The sequence below is a fragment of the Streptomyces sp. NPDC019937 genome (genome assembly GCF_040631655.1).
Lineage (GTDB): Bacteria > Actinomycetota > Actinomycetes > Streptomycetales > Streptomycetaceae > Streptomyces.
In genome coordinates this window covers 55,181-75,727 of record NZ_JBEYAL010000004.1, presented here as the reverse complement: position 1 = coordinate 75,727, position 20,547 = coordinate 55,181, and the positions used below count along the sequence as shown (strand labels likewise).

Annotated in this window: 2 protein-coding genes (1 of these 2 running past the window's edge); both read right to left on the bottom strand. The window is 72.4% G+C overall.

The window, feature by feature from the left end; all coding sequences use genetic code 11:
- Positions 1–20,172 carry the beginning of a lonely Cys domain-containing protein gene (locus tag ABZ562_RS05010; RefSeq protein WP_361474166.1) on the bottom strand. Its footprint begins 75,507 nt before the window's first position, so the window shows 20,172 of its 95,679 coding nt (coding positions 1–20,172); its start codon is at positions 20,170–20,172; its stop codon lies beyond the left edge, outside the window.
- Entirely contained in the window at positions 20,173–20,547 is a 375-nt protein-coding gene (locus ABZ562_RS05005) for a hypothetical protein (RefSeq protein ID WP_361474163.1), read from the bottom strand.

Sequence of the window (20,547 nt, the reverse complement as noted above, 5' to 3'; positions counted from 1 at the left end):
CGGAACGTCCAGTCGCTCTTCGATCAGGTCTTCGTCGCGCGCCAGCAGCTCGGCGAACTCCCGGGAGGACAGACTCCTGGTGAGGCGGGCGCCGGTGAAGGAATCGAAGGTGATGAGCACCCGGCCCGGGGCGTTCGGGTCCACCTTGGCGTGCAGCGTGTACGGATCCGGCTCGGGGTTTTTCTTCCTCGCCCACGGGGCGTCCTCCGGCCCCGAGGGGGTCTGGACCTTCGACAGATCCGGGGCCGTGCCGTTCAGGGTCCCCAGGTAGTCCCGTCCGGACACCATGCCCGGCTCGTCGGGCATGGGCAGGATGGTGTCGTCCGACAGGGCACCGTCGCCGTCGAGGAGGAACGCGACCATCACATCCGCGTCGGCTCCGTCGAGCCCGCGGGCGAACGCCGTCGTGACGTGGTTCCGGGCGACGTCGCGCTGCGCGTCGGTCACCTGGGCGCCCGGGGGCAGGTCGTGCAGGCGCGCCGTGATCCCGTCGAGGCGGGACCCGTCCCACGCCTCCAGCGCCTTGACCCGGGCCCAGAACATGCGGGACCACTCGGGCGTGCCCACGTCGCCGGGCCCGTCCAGCTTCAGCGCGTCGACGGCCTCGTCGGGGATGTCCGTGGTGTCGATCCAGTCGGCCGCGTCCTCCAGTGACGAGGGCAGCGTCACGAAGTCGGCGAGCCTGGTCCCGAGGGAGGCGGTGGCCGCCCGCTTCAGCACGTTCCGGAAGTCGTCCTGGCGCGCCTGTGTGCCCGCGGGCAGCGTCGCCGCGACGATCCGCTCGAAGAGGTCCAGCGTGAACGGGCCCGCGTCGGAGAACCGCACGTCGAGCCGCCACATCCAGTCCAGCGCGGCGGCCCCGCGCAGCAGCTCCGCGTACTCCGCGTTCTCCTCGATCCGGATGTCGTCGTCGATCTCCTGGCCCAGCGTCAGCCGCAGCGCCCGCACCAGCCGCAGCGTCGCCGCCCTGGCCTCCTCCGACACCGGCCCCGGACCCGTGTGATACCCGATCGCCCGCGCCCGCCGGTCCAGCTCCTCGGCGTCCGGCTCCGGGAAGAACTGCGCGAACGACCCCCGCCGCCCCCGGGGGTCGGTGTGCAGGGACCGGATCGGTTTGCCCTGGTGGTACGACGTGGCGTCGGTGAAGACGGTGCAGTTGACCTTCTTCCGGGTCTCGTTCGCGACATGCTGCCCGATGGCGACATCGGCGAGCGGATCGGGAACGAACGAGCCGGGGAAGGAATCCGAGAGGCCGCGGTCGTACTCTTCGTCCACGCCACGGTGCTTGGGTGAACCGGCGTGGCACAGCACCAGCTCGATCCAGTCGTCCTTGCCGAGCTCCGCCACGCTCCTGCGGCGCGCGATGTACCGCGCCCCCTCCTCGCCCCAGGCCCGGTGCGTGGTGCCGTCCTCCATCGGGAACAAGATGACGCCGGGCCCACCGTGCGCGTCGAAGTAGTACCTCCGCACCCCTGGCCCGCCCGGGCGCGGCAGCGGGAGCGGCCCGCTGACGTACTTCCGCGTGGCGACGTTGAAGTGGAGGTAGTGCGTCATCGTGGCGAGCAGACGCTGGGCCACTTCCATCTTGATCGCGTCGCCCCCGGAGTGCGCGGCGCGTCCGATGCGCCGCCCGTCCGGGCCGACGAGGGTCCGGTTGAGCACCTTGCGCCACCAGCTGGGGGTCTCCGCGGGTCTGGCGGGCGCTTTTCCGGGCAGGCTGGGGATCCAGTCGCCCTCGATGTGGCCCTGCCGTTGGACCACGGCGATGCGGCGTGTCCCCGGCACGGTCTCGTGGGTCGTGACGCGTCCGCTGTGCGACCACACCGTCCGGCCCGTCCGGTCCGCCAGCTTCTGCGGCAGATCCAGCCCACGGTCACCACCGTGGGGAATGGCCAGCACGACCGGGGTGTCGGCGAGCGCTCCGGTCCGCTCCAGGTCGGTCGCGACCAGCTCGACGAACTCGTCGACCGTCAGATCGCGCGCCTTGCCGTCCGGCCACTCCGCCGTCACGTGGTCGTGGCCGCCCTGGGCCACCACCACGTACGGGGGCAGGCCCGGTACCCACGGGGCATGGTCCGCTCCGGCGTGGTCGAACCCGCCGCCGGGGCGCTCCCGCAGGAGGTCGACCCTGCTGGTGTCCAGCGCGACGACCTCTTCCGGGCCCCAGTTGAGACCCGGGACGCGCCGGCCGCCCACCGTGAAGTGGCGGCCCCGCCGGCGGGAGATCAGCCCCTTCACGAAGCCGTGGTACGCGCCCAGCGAACCCAGGCTGTCCGCCCAGCCGTCCGTGTACGCGTCGAAGATCAGCGCGGCGGCCCGCCTGCGTTCGTTGTGGTTCACCAGGGCGTTCTCGCCGCGGTGGAGGATGCCGCGGACCAGATCGTCCGTGTCGAGCCCCGCGTCCCGCAGCTCGGGGTCGGCGTCGGCCAGGTCGTTCAGCAGCTCCAGCGGCCGTATCACCTCGGCCGTCACCTGACGGCGCAGCGCCTCCGCCTCCGCGCCCGTGGCGAGCCCGGCATTCCGACCGCGGGTGCCCCGTTGGATGGTGAAGTCATCGGCCGTGAGCCGCTTGTCGGGGGGGACGTTCGTCTGGCGGCGGCTCAGTTCGGCGTCCAGGCTCGCCCGGAACGCGACGGACGCGTTGTTCGCGCGTGTCCCGCCCTCGGCCTCCGCCTCCGCGTCGGTGTTGCCCTCTCCGTACCCGGTGAAGAGCACGTAGGGCAGATGGGGGTCCTTGCTCTGCAGAGCGTCCCGGGCCACCTGGTGGGCCAGCTTCTCCAGCGCCTCCTCGGTGTCCTCGGGCAGTTCGGTGCCGTTCGGCTCGAAGGGCAGCCGGGTCGCCCGGATCGCGGGGGGGCCGGAGCCGGCGGCCGGGCTCGTCACCGGCGCGGTGTGCACCGGCAGTGAGGTCTGGCCGCCCAGTCCCGGCATCGGCTGCCCGGACGATGCCCGGGTGCTCTGCTCGTGCTCGGGCCGTGGCCGTACCCGGGGCCGCGCCTTGGCGTCCGGCACATCGGCGGGGGCGGCGGACGACTCGGTGTCGGAGTCGGGCTCGGTGTCGGAGCCGGAGTCGGTGTCGGAGCCGGAGTCGGAGACGGGGGCCGAGTCGAAGACGGAGTCGACGTCGGAGCCGGAGTCGACGTCGGAGCCGGAGTCGGTGTCGGAGTCGGTGTCGGTGTCGGTGTCGCTCCCGGAGGGGAACAGATCCGGTTCGGCGAACGCCGCCGGCGCCGTCAGCTCCTCCACCGGCGTGGTGAGTTCGATCGTCGTCCACCGCGACGCGTCCGGGTCCGCGTCAGCGGCCGCCATGCCCTGGCCACGGCTGCGGGCGGTGAACCCGAAGTGCGCCGCAGTGAGCCGGCCGGCCTCCGGCACACCCCGCTGCAGCCCGGCCAGCGCCTCGTCGAGGGAGTCGGTGAACCATTCGAGGACCGTCTCGGCCCGCTCCTGCCCCATCTCCCGCGCCCGCGCGGCCGGACCCTCGCCGAAGCCGGTGACGACACCGGACCGTAGCGGCCGCCCGGCCCGCCAGTCCGCCAGCGCCGACTGCGCCACCTCGCGCGCGAGGTCCTCGATGTCCGCCACATCGTCCTCGGACACCATCGTCGACCCCGGATCGAACCGCACCGTCAGCGCCCGGTCCGCCCGGACCGGCGCCTCCCCGGCGGCGGACCTGCTGGCGGGCGGCGGGACCGGCAGCGGCGAGACCTCCGGGTTCTGCGGGTCGACGGGATCCGTGGCACGCCATTCCAGGGCGGGCCCGCCGGTGCCCTGCCCGGCGGGGGCGCTCAGGGCCAGCAGCGGGCGCGTGGCGTTCTTGAGCATCGTCTGACGCGAGACGGCCGAGGTCGACCAGACCCGTCGGCCGAGACTCTGGGCCAGGTGCCGCGCCAAGCCGGAGACGTGGCGGTCGAGTTCGGCGATGTCCAGCAGGACCGGAGTCGTCAGAGGCAGGCCGCGCAGCTCTTCGTCCCGGTTCAGCAGTTCGGCGAACTGTCCGGGCGTCAGGCTCCTGGTGGTGGACCTGAAGGTGACGAGGACCCGGCCGCCGGCGTTGGGGTCCGCCTTGGCCCGCACCACGTAGGGAAGCTGTTTGCCCGTGCCGTCCGCGTTCTTCCCCGCCCACGGAGCGTCCTTCAGCGCCCCGGAGACCCAGAACTTCGACAGGTACGGGAAGTCGCCCTTGGCCCCGGGCAGGAAGTCGCGCCCGGACACCTCGCCCGGGACCTGGGGAGCCCGCAGGGCGGTGTTGTCCGCCAGGGCGCCCTTGTTGTCGAGGTACAACGCGGCCAGCACGTCCGGGTCGGCTCCGTCGAGCCCGTCGGCGTACGCCGTCATGACCAGCTTGCGGGTGAAATCGCGGTGCGGGGGCTTCACCTGGGCGGTGGAGGGCAGTGCCAGGAGCTGAGCGGCCAGCCGGTCGATGCCGGACTCGCTCCACGCCTCCAGCATCTTCACCCGCGCCCAGAACATCCGGGACCGCTCCAGGTCGCCCACCTCGTCGGGGCCGGCCAGGAGCAGGGTCTCGACGGCCGCGTCGACGATGTCCTCGGTACTGAACCAGCGGGCGGCGCGGTCCAACGACGCGGACAGCGTCACGAAGTCGTCGAGCGTCGTCCCCGGGGGGGTGTCCGCGGCGGCGAGCAGCACATCCCGGTAGTGCTCCTGACGCGCCTCCTCGCCGTCGGGAAGCGTCGCCGCGACCACCCGCTGGAAGAAGTCCAGCGTGAACCGGCCCGCGCCCCGGAACCGGCGGTCGGCCTGCCACATCCGGTCCAGCGCGGCGGCTCCGGCCAGCAGCTCCGCGTACTCCTCGTTCTCCTCGATCCGGACGTCGTCGTCGATTTCCTTGCCCAGCGTCAGCCGCAGCGCCCGCACCAGCCGCAGCGTCGCCGTCCTGGCCTCCTCCGACACCGGCCCCGGACCCGTGTGATACCCGATCGCCCGCGCCCGGCGGTCCAGCTCCTCGGTGTCCGGCTCCGGGAAGTACTGCTCGTACGACCCCCGCCGCCCCTGGACATCGGTGTACAGGACCCGGATCTGGTCGCCCTGGCGGGGCGATGTCCCATCCAGGCGGACGGTGGCGTTCACCTTCTTCCGGGTCTGGTTCGCCACGTGCTGCCCCATGGCGACGTCCTGGAGCGGGTCGGGAACGAAGGAGCCGGGGAAGGAGGTTTCCCCCACTCCGCGCTCGAACGTCGCGCTCATGCCGCGGTGCCGGGGCGAACCGGCCCAGCAGACCACCAGATCGATCCAGTCGTCCTTGCCGAGCTCCGCCACGCTCTTGCGGTGCGCGAGGTACCTCGCCCCCTCTTCTTCCCAGGCCACGTAATAGGTGCCGTCGTCCAGCGGGAACGCGATGTAGCCGGGCCCGCCGTGCGCGTCGAAGAAATACCTGCGCGCCCCCGGCCCGCCCCGGGCCGGCAGCGGGAGCTTCCCGGAGACGAAGTTCCGCACGACGCTGTTGTAGTGGGCGTAGTGCGTCATCGAGTCGAGATGACGCTGCCCCTCTTCGAGGCCCTTCCTGACGACCTCTTCGGGCCTGATCGCGGTACGGCCGAAGTCCTGACCGGTCTTCGCGCCGACGAGGGTCCGGGTGACCGCCTTGGACCACCAGGACGGGGTGTCCCCGGCGCGGTCGGGCGCCAGACCGGGCCGGCTCGCGATCCAGTCCCCGGCGATGTCGCCCTTCACGCGCACCGCGCCGACGGCGAAGGTGCCCGGCCCGAGAGGACCGACAGCGACGTTGGCGCTGTGCGCCCACACCGTCCGGCCCGTCCGCTCCGCCAGCAGCCGCGGCAGCTCCAGCCCCCGGTCCCCGGCGCGGGGCACGGCCAGCACGAGGGGGCTGTCCGGGTCCAGGCGGGCCCGTTCCAGGTCGCGCGCGACCAGTTCGACGAACTCGTCGATGGTCAGGTCCCGGGTCGTACCGTCCGGCCAGGGCACCGTCACATGGTCGTGACCGCCCCCCGCCTCCACGACGTAGGGCCGCGACGCCCCCTGCCACGGGGCGTCCTGCTCACCGGTCACCTCGACGCTGCCGTCGGAACGCCGCCGCATCACCGCCACCTTGCTGGTGCGCAGCGCGCGGACCGTCTCCGGGCCCCAGTTGAGGCCAGGGAAGCGCCGGCCACCCACCGTGAAGTGGCGCTTGCGCTTGCTGGAGAGCACTCCCTGCTGGGCGACGTGGTACGCGCCCAGCGCGCCCAGGCTGTCCGCCCAGCCGTCCAGGTACGCGGAGGTCACCAGGTCGTAGAGCCGATCGCGGACATCGGCGTCGACCGTGGCGCCGGCGGGCAGGTGGAGGAGGAGACGGGCCATGGCGTCCACGTCCAGCGGGCCGTGCCGCAACGCGGGGTCGGACGTGCGCAGGTCGTTCAACAGCTCCAGCGGCGGGACGACCTCGACCGTCACCCTGCGGCGCAGCGCCGCCACGTCCGTGCCCGCCGGGGTGGGCTGCCCGACGTAGCGGCCATGGCCGCGCCATTCGACGCGGAAGTCCGAGGCCTTCAGCGCGGTCGCCTGCGAGGGGGCCTTGGACTGGATGTGCTGCAGGGCGAGGTCCAGGTCCTCGGTGAACTCGTCGAGCGCGGCCGTGGCCCGCGCGTCGGCCTCCGCGTCCGCCTGGGCGTCCGTGCCCTCGCCGTACCCGGTGAGGATCACGGGGGACGGCGGGAGCCCGCGGTCACGGTTGGCCAGGGCGTCCTGTGCCACCTGGTAGGCCAGCCGTCCCAGCGTCCTCTGGGCGTCCTTGGACAGCTCGTCGGACCGCGGCGCGAAGGACACCGTCGTCATCGGCGGCGCGGTGGCGGCGGGCGCGGCGACCGGGTTCGTGACCGGCGCGGTGTGCACCGGCAGGGTGACCTGGCCGCCCACTCCGGGCATGGCCTGCCCGGACGACGCCCGCGCCACCGGCTGGTCGTCGGGCAGCGGCCGGTCGTCGGGCGGCGTCCGCGATTCCGGCGCGGCCGGCGGCATTTCGTCGAGGCCGAAGAACGACGCGGTCTCGGAGTCGAGGCCGAAGGCCGGGTCGAAGACGGACTCGGTGTCGCTGCCGCTCTCGCTGTCCGTGAGGACAACGGGGTCGGAGCCGGGTACCGGCGGCGTGGTGTCCGGCCGTGGGAGGGCGGCGTCCGGGGCGCCGGCCGCCAGGGGCGCCGGCGACGCGGGGCCCGCCGGGGACGGCACCCCCTCGACCGGACGCTTGGCGGTGAAGCTCTTGGCCGTCGGCGCGTCCGCGAAGTGCGGCGAGGTCCGCAGCCTGAGGGCCGGGGGCCGCTGCGGTCCGGGCTGGGACAGCGCGAGGGGGTACGCGGTCGAGTAGGTGACCCTGCCGAGTCGCTTCGCGATGCGCGTCGCCACGTCGGGGGCCAGCCGGTCCAGCTCCGGGATGGCCAGCAGGAGCGGGGCTTTGAGGTCGGTGTTGAGCAACCGACGGTCGTTGGCCAGGAGTTCGATGAAGTCCTCGACCGGAACGCGCCGCTTCAGGCCGTCGTAGTACAGCCAGATGTAGTGGGCCGGGTCCGTGGGGTCCAGCGCGGCGCGCACCACGTAGGGCGTCTCGTCCTCGGCTTGCCACGCCGGTGCGGAGAGCCCGTCCGGCGTCATGACCCGGGTCAGGTCGATGAACGGCGCCTTCTGCTTGGGCGAGTAGTCCCGGCCCGCCACCCTCCCGCCGTCCCGGAGGCGCGTCTCGGTGTCGGCGGAGAACGCGCCTTCGGTCTCCAGGTCGTACGCCGCCAGCGCCACGGGGTCGGACGCGTCACGGCCCACGGCGTACGCGATGGTGGCCAGGGACTCCAGGCTGCCGCGCCACTCGTCGTCCACCTCGGCCGGGTCCAGGTGCAGCGCACGGGCCGTGAGCGCGTCCAGGTCCGGTCCGGGCCCGGGCAGCACCTCGTGCGCCTTGACCCGCGCCCAGAACATCCGCGAGACCTCGGCCTCCCCCACCCGGTCCGGTCCGGACAGCCCCAGGGCCGGCACGGCCGCCTGCGCCACCTCCTCCCGGGTCGCCCCGGCGGCGGCCCGGTCCACCGAGACGGGCAGGGTCACGAAGTCGCCCAGGCGCGTGCCCGGGGCGGCCCCCGCCGCCGCGGTGAGCACCGCGCGGTAGGACGCCTCGTCCGGGTCCGGTCCGCCCTCGGGGCGCGCCGCGACGATCCGTTCGAGCAGGTCCAGGGTGAAGAGCTTGGGACCGGCTGCCCGCGGGTCGGCCTTCCACATGCGGTCCAGCGCCGCCGCGCCGCGCAGCAGCTCCGCGTACTCCTCGTTCTCCTCGATCCGGACTTCGTCGTCGACCTCGTTGCCGAGCGTGAGCTTCAGCGCCCGCACCAGGCGCAGCGTCCGCTCCAGCGCCGCCGGGGACGGCTCTCCCGGCCCGTCGTGGAATCCGGCCGCCCGCGCCCGGAGCGCCAGTTCCCCAGCGTCGGGCTCCGGGAAGAAGTCCATCTCCGACGAGGTGTTGCCCTGGGGGTCGCTGTACAGCAGCCGGACCAGTTCGGCATCGTGCCACGCCAGCGCGGCGTGACGGGTGGAGGCGCTCACCTTGACGTGGAGTTCGTTCGAGAAGAGCTGTCCGAGGGGAACGTCCGCGAGCGGGTCGGGCACGAAGGCGTTGGGGGCGGCCTCCGTGTGCCACATCAGGGCCGGCAGTCCGCGGTCCACGGCGCTACCCGCCCAGCAGGCGGGCAGGATCAGCCAGTCGTCCTTGTCCAGATTCGAGAAGCTCTTGCGCCTCTTGAGCCAGCGCGGCCCCTCCAGGCCCTCGGCGCGGTGCGTCTTGCCGCCTTCCAGCTCGAAGACCACGTAGCCGGGGCCTCCGTGCAGGACAAAGGTCCGGATCCGCGCCCCCGGCTTGATCTGCCGCTGGGTACGGATCTTCTGGGAGTAGGTCTTCGTGGCGGGGTTGAAGTGGACGAACTTGTTGATCCGGTGGGCACGGCGGAGGGCCGGCTCGTAGTCGGCCAGCTCATGGGGCGCGAGGGAGGTCCGGCCGATCTGCCGGCCCGTGCGGCTGCTGATCGCGGGCGAGGACACCACCTTCCGGTACCAGTCCGGGAGGTTCTCGCCGGGCTCGGGCGCCATGTCCTCGTCGCTGACGGCCCAGTCGCCCCTCGGGCGCCCCTCCCGGTGGGTCAGGGCGATGACGGGCCGCCCGTCGTCGCCCGGCCTGGCCGTCACCTCACCGCTGTGGGCCCCCACGAGGCGGTCGAGGCGCGCGGCGAGCTTGCGCGGCAGCTCCACGTCGCGGTCGCCGGCGTGCGGGACGACGAGCACGACCGGCGTGTCCTCCGGAAGCCTCGCCAGCTCCGGGTCGTACGTCATCAGCTCGACGAACTCGTCGATGTCCAGGTCCCGGGTGGTGCCGTCCGGCCACGGCACGGTGACCTTGTCGTGGGCACCGGCGGCGGCGATGACGTAGGCGTCGTCCGGCCACGGGGCGTCCACCCATTCCTCGGTCGGTGCCCCGGTCTTGGGGACCCTGGTCACCCTGATCCGGGCGGTGGACAGCTCCTTGTCGGACAGCCCCAGCCAGTCGACGCCGGTGACCTTCGGATTCTGTCCCTGGGGGGCGGGGGCCACGAAGCGGCGGCCCGAGCGGAACACGCCCTGCCGGGCGGCGTGGAACGCGCTCAGCGCCGTCACGCTGGTCGCCCGGTTGGCTCGGTGGGCCTCGACGGCCAGGCCGTACATCTGGGCGCGCGCCGCGTCGTCCACCGGGGTGTTCGGCGGCAGGTGCAGAATCCTGCGGGCCAGCGCGTCCGCGTCGTACGGGCCGTACCGCAGCGCGGGGTCCTGGCGACGCAGCGTGTCCAGCAGCGCCGCGGGCGAGATGGCCTCGATCGTGGTCTGCCGCCGCAGCTCCTCCCGGCTCGCCGTGCCCGGCGCGGGGTGACTTCCTACGTCGCGGCCGCGGGCCCGGTCGGTGAAGTCGAAGTGCTCCACGGTGAGGCGGTTCGCCGCCGGTACGCCCGCCTGGAGCTGGTCCAGGGTCTGGGTGAGCTGGTGGATGAACTCGTCGAGCACCGACTCCGCGCGCTCCTCGGCCATCTCCGCCGCCTGGTCGGCCGGGCCCTCGCCGTAGCCGGTGATCACACCCGCGGGCATCGGCAGCCGCGCGCGCTGGTTCCGGATGCCCGCCGCGACGACCTCGTACGCCAGCTCCGCGATCTCGTCCTTGTCGTCCTCGGACAGGCCGGTGGCCCCCGGTGCGAACCGGAGGGTGGTCAGCGGCGCCGGCTCGGGCCCCGGCCCGGAGGCCGGGCCGGTCACCGGCGCGGTGTGCACGGGTAGCGAGAACTCCTGGCCCATGCCGGGCATCTGCGCACCGGAGGAGGACAGGCTGACGGGGTCGCGCGACGCCAGCGGGTCGCGGCCGGGCGCGTCGGTGTCCGGCGCGCTGTCGTAGCCGGAATCGGTGTCCGACCCGCCCTCTCCGGGAACGGGGGACGAGCCCTGCGAGATCAGCTGCCTGGGGGCCTGTCCGCCGGTCAGCGCCGGAGGCCTGGTGCGCTCCCAGTCGTTCTCCGGCTTCGACTGCGCCGGGTCCCCCTTCAGTACGAGCACGTTCCGGTTCGTCTTGGTGTCCTTGACCACCGCCACGTCGTGGGCGGGCCTCAGCACCGTCCTGGCCGTCCCCTCCCGGGCGGCCAGGGCATCCGCCATCCCGGCGCCCCCGGGACCGTCGTCCGGTCCGATCAAAATGATCGGTCTGGTGAGGTTGGTGGTCCGCAGGGTCTGCGCGACGAACGCGGTGATCTCCTCGTACGGCACCTTGCGGGTGGCACCGCCGGGCCAGGGAACCTCGACGTGGTCCCGATCGCCGTCGACCATCAGTGCGAACGCCGGGGGCGCGATGGCGCGGGACTCACCGCCCGTCGTCGTACCGTCGGACGCTATCCGGTAGGTGTCCGTGGCCAGCGGGCCGCTCAGCGGCCTGCCGGTCAGGTTGAGCCCCGTCAGCGTGCCGGCGGGCGAGTTGAGCGCGGTGGCCGGGGAAAGCAGCCCGTTACGCTTGAGGTGGTACGCGGCCAGGGCGACCGGGTCGTACACGTCCACGCCGTTCAACGCGGCCCCCGCCATCACCCACAGGGCCATCCGGCGCAGCGCGCCCGGGTCGGACGGGGTACCCACCACGTGCAGGATCCTGGCCGCCCAGGCGTCCGGGTCCGGCTGGGTCCGCAGCGCCTGCATGGCCTTCGCGAGCGCCCAGAACACCAGCGGCCGACGCGCGTCACCCGGAGCGGGAAGCGCTTGCAGCCCCATGGCGCCGAGGCTCTGCGCGTTGAGACGCCCCATGATGCCGCTGGCCTGGTCGAGGATGTTGAGCGGCACGAAGTCGTGCAGGGTCACCGGACCGGACGCGCTCTGAAGACGGTTGTTCGCCTGGTCCAGCACTTCCCGGACAGCGTTCCGGAGCTCGGCGGCGTCGGCGAAGGGAACCGGCCTCGGCTTGGGTGTCCCCAGCTGTTCGAGCCGGGCCCGCACCACGGCATCCAGCAGATCCAGGCTGAACGGCCCCGCCTCGGCCAGCTGCGGATCGACGTTGCGCATGCTGTCCAGTGCCCAGATCCCGCGCAGCAGGTTCTGGTACTCCCCCGACGGATCGTCCCGGCCGTCCTCGACCTCGTGGCCGAAGACCTCGCGCAGCGCCCGCACCAGCAGCAGGGTGTTGTCCCGGACCTCCTCCGGCACCGGATCGGAGGCGTCCATGCCGAAGACCCCGCGCGCCAGCCGATCCAGCACCTCCGGCTCCGGCTCCGCCCGCAGCTCCTCCCACTCCCCCAGCTCACCCCGCGACGTGGCCACGATGCCATGCACGAAATTGCCCGTGCCGCTGTCGCCCGCGAGCACGTGCACCCGGTTGGGGGCGATCAACGGGTGGTCCTCACCGAGCGCGTTGGCCGCCTTCTGCGCCTGGGAGATGGTCGTCAACGGGTTGGACACGAAAATTCCGCCGACACCGTCGTGCAGGGTGGCGGGAGGCCCGGGGAAGGCCGCGTTCCCCCAGCACGACTCCATCACGATCGGCGTCCCCTTGGCCAGCGCCCGCACACTCGGGCGGCGCTTCAGGTAGCCACCGACCTGCTCACCGGAGGTGACCTTCGGCACGCCGTGTCCGTCATCACCCGTGGCGTCCACCATGAAGAACCAGCCCCGGAGGCCGTGCAGCACGAAGTGGTAGGCGTCCCGGCCCTTCCACGGAGCGTCCTGCGGAGCACTGAGCGGCATCCCGAAGCCACCGCCCCCGGTGACCGGGTCGAAGTGAGCGAACTGCGCGTTATGGAGGTCCCTGAGAAGGGGCTCCCGTTCGATCACGTCGGCGTCGGTGAACACGGCGCGCCCGTAGGACCGGTTGGTCCCGGGCGCGGCGAGGGTGAGGCTCTTGACGTCCAAGTCCATCAGCTTCGAACCGTCGGCCAGGAGGATGAACCCGTTCCCCTCCTTGGCCCACGCGCCGTCCGGCCCCAGATCGTCGGGGCCGACCGTGATCCACCTGCCCAGCGGCTCTCCATGCGTCTGCCGCCGGTCCTCCGGCGGCAGACGGAACCGCTTGGTGGCCGGGTCGAAGAACATCTGGGGCGTACCGCTGTGCGCCATCAGCTGCCGGCCGACCACAGCGGAGATGCCCCGCGGCATGTCCAGGCCGCCCTCACCCGCGTGCGGCACCACCAGCGTCACCAGGGCCCGAGGGCCCCGCTTGGCCAGCTCCTCGTCCATGGCGATGAGTTCGGCGACCTCATCCCCCGGAACCCGGCGCGTCGAACCGCCCGGCCACGGCACCACGATGTGGTCCCGCCCGCCCTCCGCCTCCACGAGGTACGGACGGTTGCTGCCGGCCTGGTCCGGCCCTTTGACGGCCGGCGGCGGAGGCTGATTGGGCTTGAAGCTACGGCCCACCACCGAACCGTCATCCGGCGAGTACACCAGGGTCCGCTCGGAGAGCACATCGCCCCGCCGGACGAGGTGGAACGCGGCCAGCGCCGCCAGGTTCCGGTCCCGCCCCCCGGCCATCGCCTCGCCGACCAGCGCGTACAGCTCATCACGCACCGCCGCGTCCACGGGGGCGGACGGATCCAGGTGCAGGATCTTCCGCGCCAGCGGCACGGGATCGAACGGCCCGTCCTTCAGTCCCGGATCCGCCTGACGCAACTCCTCCAGTCGGTGCACCGCCGCCGACCCCGGCGGCAGCTCGAACTCGACCACCACCCGCCCGGGGGCGCCCTGCCCGGACGTCTCCCCCGGCTTCCGGCCGGACGGGGCGACGGTGAACGTACCCTCCGCACCCGGCCGCTGAAGCCCGGTGCGATACGCCTCCACCACCTCCGTCACACGCTGCCCCGGAATACCCGACGTCGACACCCGGCCGTCGCCGTCATAACCGGTCACCACCAGCCGCGGCCCCGGGAGGCCCGCGAGGACATTGCGGGCGCCCGCCTCCACCACACGCCCGACCAGCTCCCGGATCCGCCTGCGCTGGTTGTCGTTGGGCTTGACGGCATCCCCGGTGAAGTTGGTCGCGGCCGACACCGGCAGCACCGAGGCGACAGGCCCCCAGCTTCCTTGCGCGCCTCCCTGCGCCGACAACGAGAGTGACGCCATCGCGCCGGTGGGAGCGGCGGTGCTGGACTCCCCGGATGGCGGCGCGGTCTGCTTCGCCTTCGCCCCCGACGGCTTCTTTTTCTTCCCGGCGGTGCTGACGAACCTGTCGAAGCGCGGCGCGGCCCACACCCCGGTCCCGGTCACGGTGCGCATCGCGGGGGGCGTGACGAACTCGACCGTCGTCCGCGGCGTCTCGGGGCTCGCGCCGCCGGGTGTGGCGGCCGGACCGGCGTTCCCGCCCTGGCCCCGGCTGACGACGGTGAAATGACCGGCGGTGAGACGGTCCTCGGGCGATACGTCCGCCTGGAATCCGGCCAGCACCTCGTCCAGGCGCCCCAGGAACCAGGTGCGCGCCGCCTCCGCGCGCGCCTGACCCATCTCCAGAGCCCGGGGCGCCGGGCCCTCGCCGTAGCCGGTGATCACACCGTCGCGCAGCGGCCGCCCCGCGTTCCAGTTGTCCAGGGCGTCCAGCGCCACCTCGTGCGCCAGGACATCGAGGTCCGCCATGGCGTCCTCGGACAGTGCCGTGGACCCCGGCGCGAAGTCCAGCCTGGCCGGCGGCAACGTCGCGGCGGGCGCGGGACGGGCCGCGGCACGCGGCGCCTGGGCCGGCGCGGCGTGCGCACCCTGGTGCTGCTGGGCCCTGCTCCACGAGCCGAGCATCCTCGTCAACGTTTCGTTGGTCACCGCCGGGTCGAGACCCCGTTGCGTGGCATACGCCGCGACCGTCTGCTCCAGCTCGCTCCAGGTCACGGGGCCGGCGCCCTGGCGTGCCCGCTCCCACGCCGCGAAGCCCTGGATCAGCCCTTGGAACTCCGCCGCCCGCTGCGGAGCGGTGTCGACGTCGGGGCCGTGGGTCTCCCGCAGAGCCCGCACCCACCGCAGCATCCGGGTGGTCCTCTGCGGCAGGTTCGCAGGCAGCCCCGCCCGATCGGCCCAGGCGTTCAGGTTCGCCCACTGCGGCTCGGGGCGGAATTCCCGGATGCGGTGCTTGGGGCGGTCCGGATCGTCGAACTTGATCAGGCGAGGCGGCATGCCCCGCTCCGCCGTCTCCACCGTGGTCTGCGCCTCCATCGCATACACGGTCCGCCCGGTCTGGTTCGCGAGTTCCTGCGCGGCGAGGGTGCGCGCCAGCCGGTCCTTGCCCGGCCCGACCATCGCCATCTCGCACCACAGCAGCCACACCGGCGCGTCCGGCGGCATCGACAGGAGCACCGGGTCCCGGGCGAGCAGCCTGCCGATCTCCTCAGGCGAGACGGTGTGGTTCTGTCCCGTGCTCACCATCGGAACCACCGCACGGCCCCTGTCCCCGTGCCCGACCGCGACGAACGCACCGGTCAGCGACCGGGGCAGCGTCCGCAATTCGCTTTCCCGGGGGGCAGCGACGCCCACGAGTCCCTCGTCGTAATCCGTGTAGTGCGCCATGACCGACACGGTGCGAAGGGCGTCCTCCAGGGCCGCCATGTCCTTCGCGTTCAGGAAGACCCGTCCGGTCAGCGCTTGTCCGTCGACCGTGGTCAGCGCGTACGACTGGATGTCGTCGTCCTGGAACACCGTCCCGTTGGTCGCCGTGATCTGACCCCGGGGGCCCGGGATCACCATGCCCGGATCGTGGGGGAACCACGTGCCCACCGCCACCTGCCGCGGGTTGTCATTCGCCAGCGCGAGCACCCGGCGGCTGGTGCCGTCGCCCAAGGGCTGCAACCGGAAGTCGCCGTCGGTGGACCAGACCCGAGCCTGCGACCGGTCCGCCACCAGCCGCTCGAACTCCATCGTCCCCACGCCGATGGCGCCGGGCACCAGCAGCAGCACCGGTGCGCCCTGGGGCCGGGCCGGATCGTGCGCCACGAGCTCCGCGAACTCCTCGTGGTCCACCTCGACCGTCGCCCCCTGGCCGTCACGCACCACGAGCGAGCCGTTGTCCGCCGTATCCGCGAATACCAGATGAGCCGCCTGGCCGCTCCAGGGCGCGGGCTTCACCTCCCACCCACCGGTCTCGGTCCTCATGGCGAGGTCGTCGAGGTGCAGCTCCGGAATGGGGCGCCCCATCCAGTTCCGCCCCAGGGGCCGGCCGTCAGGGGCGGTCATCGCCGTCGGGGCTGCGAGAGCCCCCCTCTTCTCGAGCTGATACGCCGCCACCGCCGCCAGGCTTCCGGCCCGGTTGTGCCGTTCCGCGCTCGCCATCACCGACAAGAACTGGAAGGCGGTCTCGGGGGTGAACGAGACCGAACCGGGCATGTGCAGCACCCGCCGCGCGATCCCTTCCAGATCGATCGGTCCGGTCCCGAACCGGGCGTCCCGCGCACGCGCCGCGTCCACCAGCGCCAGCGAATTCATCATCTGCGGGAACATCTGGTGCGCGGCCACGTCCGGCCCGAACGTGGCCTCCAGCACACTCCGCAGCTGCTGCTGGTGGTTCGGCTGGTTCGCCGGCGGCGGAGCCAGGGCGCTCGTCGCCGGCGCACCCGCGACCGCGGCGGGGACCGGATCAGGTTCGGGCACGGGGGCGAGGTCGTGGGGCTGCGGCTGGTGGGTGCCCTCGGCACGGTCCCAGAACGCCCGGTACCCCTCGTAGACCCAGTTCTCCTTCCGCGGGCCGGCGAGCTGGTTCGCCGGCCGCGCGTGCACGGCCTCCGGGTCGGGCCCGTACAGCCGCTCCAGCAGCGGCAGCAACGCCTGCTCGTGCTGCCGCACCCAGGCAGGCCCGTTGTTCCGCCGCTGCTTGGTGAACCCGTCCCTGCCGCCGTTGGTGCCCAGGTAGGCGTTGGTGACCTGGGCGAAGTACTCGAATTCGTCGAGGGACGAGTAGTTGGGCTGCTTGCGCTTGCCGGAGGGGTCGTGCAACGGGCCGTCCGGCCAGACCGCGGCGTCCCCCTGGGCCAGCTTGGCGTGGTACGCGTTCCGGATGCGCTGCTGGTCGGCGGGCGACAGCCCGTACTTGTGGAGGGTGTGCGCGAACTCGTGGGTCGTCGTGGAGTAGCCCTCCGGGTAGGAGCGCCGTTCCGCGGGCGCGGACGTCACCTCACCGAGCAGGTTCTCCTCCGTCACGCCCGCGGTGAGCATCCCGGCGCCACGTACCTCCTCCCACGGGCGCCCGTCGGATGTCGTGGTCCCCGCCAGGTGACGGAACGGGTCCAGCGAGGTCATCGCCTCGCCCTTCGGCACCACGACCACGCGCGCGCCGTCCTTCAGCAGCTTCACCGCCACCTCGGAGTCGCGCAGCATGCGCGCGATCTGATCCAGCACCTCGCGCCGCGCCGACACCGGCTGGTCCACCCCGGCCGGGATCTGCACCATCAACTGGGCGGCGGCTGCTGCGAACTCCGCGGCGGACAGGCTCTCGTGCAACGTGTCCACCAGCGCGCGGTCGGACGCCAGCCGCTCGCGGTCGGCGGACGACAGCAGCGACAGCTCCCGGGCCCGGTCGGCGGGTGCCATGTCCGGCAGCCGCGCCGCCAGCTCCGCGACCGGGTCCGCGGCCACCGGGGCGGTACGCGTGGCGTCGGCGGTGGCGGGAACGTCGCGGCCCGCGGCGTCGGATGCGGCCGCCGAGGTGTCGGTGGTGGACCGCTCCGGGGTGGGCGCCGGGTCGGCCGGGAGGTCGCTGGACGTGGTCGCGGTCGGCCTCGGCGGGAGCGGGGCGGCCGGGGTGCTCGGCTCGGTGGGCGTCGTGGTGCCACCGGGGGTGGTGGCGAGGGGCGTCTGGCCGAGGTCCTTCCGGAGCGTGTTGGCCAGCGCGAGGCCCGACGGCGCGTCCACTCCGTTCCTCAGCAGGTGGCCGGCGAGCTGCCGTACCGCGTCGCGGTACGTGGCCTCGGCGTGGCGGGAGTCCGCCAGGACGGGAGCCGAGGCCAGCGGCAGGACCAGGGCGACGGCCCTGTCCCAGGCCCGGTCGACATCGGCCTCGGCCGGCTGCGGTGCGGTGGTGGGCTGCGGTGTCGCCGCCGGGCGCGGATCGCCGTTCGACGCCGCGTCCTTGAAGTCCGCGTACGCCCCGTCCCACAGGCGCAGCGACGCGTTGGCCGCCACGGTGTCGACCGCCGCCGGCCAGGGGGTGGGCTGTGCCATCAGCAGGCGTACCTGGTCGACGGGGTCCAGCGCGCTGACGGGGATCCGCGCGCCGGGGAACGCCGCCGCCACTTCGTGCTCGGGGCCCGGTGTGACGCCCGCCGCGCGCAGCACGGCCGGGGTGACGGTGGCGTCCGGGCCGTGCAGCTGGAGCAGGTCCTCCGCCAGGCCGTCCGGCAGGTCCTGTGCCGTGAGCTGATGCGCGATCCACTCACGCTGGGCGTCGGTGCGCTGGGGCTGCGGCGGGGCGTGGCCGGGCTCGTCCGGGTGCGCGGCGTGCGGGGGGATGCCGAGGTCGCGCAACCGGGCGGCGGCGTCGACCAGCTGGCCGTGCGCCTGCTGGGCGCGGGCCTGGGCCTCCGGGAGCGCCACGGTGGTGTCCGCGCCGGTGCCGGGCCCGGTCTCCGTGTCGCCGCCGAGCTGGTCGACGGTGCGGATGGCGTCGGCGTACCGGGTGAGCGCGTCCGTGTAGGTGCCGCGCGCCCGGACGATGTCGTCCTGGTGCTGGGCGCCCGGGATGCCGCTTCCGGGAAGGCGCGGGGCGTCGCCGGGGTGCGGTGCGTTCTCGTCGGTGCCCGGGGCGGTGTCGGCGCGCGGCCCGTCCTGTGTGCCCTGGGCGTCCTGCTGCCCCGGGCCCTGCTGGGGGTGGGGCTGCCCGGCGGGGGCCTGGTGCGGCAGGGAGTTCGGAGCCGGGTTCTTGGCCGGCATCCCGTTCTGGGGTCCGGTGGAATGGTGCGGGGCGTCCGCGAGGTTCTCCGGGGACTCCTCGGTGGCGTCGAGGTTGCCGTCGTCGGCGAGTTCGCCGTCCGGCCGCGAGACGGTCGGGACGCTGGACGGCGGGCCGTTCAGGGCGGCGGAGTTGTTGTTGAGCGCGGCGGGGTTGTTGAGCGCGCCGGGGCTGTTCGGGCTGGTGAGGGGGCTCGGGCTGGTCAGCGCGTCCGGCGTCTTCAGCGCGTCCGGCGTCTTCAGCGCGTCCGGACCGGCGAGCGGGGCCATGGGGTCCGGCATGTCCAGCACGGACGCGATGTTCTGGAACTCCGGGGAGGTGTTGAGGGAGTTCGGATCCTTGAGGAGGTCCGGGCTCTTCAGATAGCCGGCCGCGGCGCTCGGAGCGGTCAGGCTGCTGGGCGGCGTGAGCGCGGAGGGCCGCGGCGCGAACGAGTCCGGCGTGTCGCCGTCGGTGCTGCCGTCGTACGACGTGACCGACGAGGTGTCCGAGAAGCCCGTGGGCTCGAAGAGGGAGGGCTCGTACGACGACTTGGATGACGTGATGGACGAGGTGTCCGAGGCATCGTAGTCGACCGGATTGTTCCGGGGAACCGGTGTGCCGTCTGCTCCGGTGGCGGGGTTGTAGGGAGCGGGCGGAACGGAGGAGCCGGTGGTCGCGGGAGGGGGGACGGGAGGTGCGGGGGTGACGTTCTTCTGGCCGAAGTCCGAGGTGACCGTGCCGTTGCCCTCGCTGAGGCGCTTGTCCAGGATGTCGAGGGTGTTCTGCTGGTACTTGGTGAAGATGTTCCCGTCGGGGAAGGTCTTGTTGTGCAGGGACAGGGAGCCCTGCGCCACGGGCCCCATCATGAACAATTCGGATACCGCGCTGAGGCCGGAGCCGACGAGGGACGTCCAGTCCCACTTGCCCAGCACGATCGCCGTGGCGATCGTCTCACCGAAACCCTCGCTCACGAAGTGCGAGGGGATGTCGAACAGCGCGTTGTTCACGTTTTTCTTGGTGAACGGATTATTGAACTGGATCTCGAACTTACCGAAGATGTCCTTGGCGAAATTATTTTTGAAGGTTTTCGACAGGGCGTTCTTGAGATAGTGCGAGATCGTGCCGAAATGACTGATGAAGAATGCGGCCATGCCGCCGACCGCCGCGTTGATTCCGACGTCTTTCCAGTCGATCCCGTCGGCCCTCTGAACGGGGGGATTGATGGCCATCGCCAAGAGCTGACTGGCGAGGCTCTGGATGGCCTCCTCGATCGCCTCGGACAGCGACGGGAAGAACTGGAGGTACCGCAGGAGGCGATCGATCGTCATCAGGATCGCCAGCCTGGACCTCATCCGGGCCAGGATCATCTCCGAAGCCGACGCCCCACCGGTGAGCCAGGACACCGCCGCCAGGATCGCCAGCTCGATCATCAGGGTGATGACTTCCATGATGATGTCGAAGTGGGCTTGCTGGATCTTGAGGGAGGACTTTCCCTGGTTCGCGGCGTACTGATCCATCTGCGCGGCGAACTGCTGCATGGCGTCGCCGCCATTTCTGTTCACCAACTGGGACAGCGCCCGCTCGTAGGCCTCCGCCACGTTCGGCGGGAGGCCCCTCTTCGCCTCGTCGATGGAATCCAGCATCTGCTGACGCAGGTCGAGAATGGCCGTACCGAGATCCGTGTAAAGGTCACGACTTTCCCACGCCAAGCCGGCCCTCGCCTTCAACGGCTTTTCGCCGATGAGGACGAACAGCATCTTGCTGACGTCGTCCGGATACTCGATATCGAACATCTAGCGTTTCCCGTGGCCACCATCGGTGTAGTTCCCGGCGTTCGCCTTGGCCGCGCCGATCTCGTCCTGGACCGCGTTGCTGGTCCGGTCGATGCTGTGCAGGCTCTCCAAGGTGGCCGTCTGCAGCCCCGTCAGGAAATCGGTCAGACTGCCGAGGAACTTCTTGCAGCCCTCGTTCTGCTGCAGGTACTGCGGGTTGGTCTGGCGGTAGAAATCGTCCTGGTCGTGCTCATCGCCGTTCCAGCCGGTGACCGCCTGCTCCGTCCCCTCGAACCTCGTCAGCACCTCTTTCGGCGCACCCGCGAGTGCCTTCATCCCCTCGACGGCCCGCTTCACATCAGCGGGACGCGCCTCATAGGTGTTGTAACCACTCAT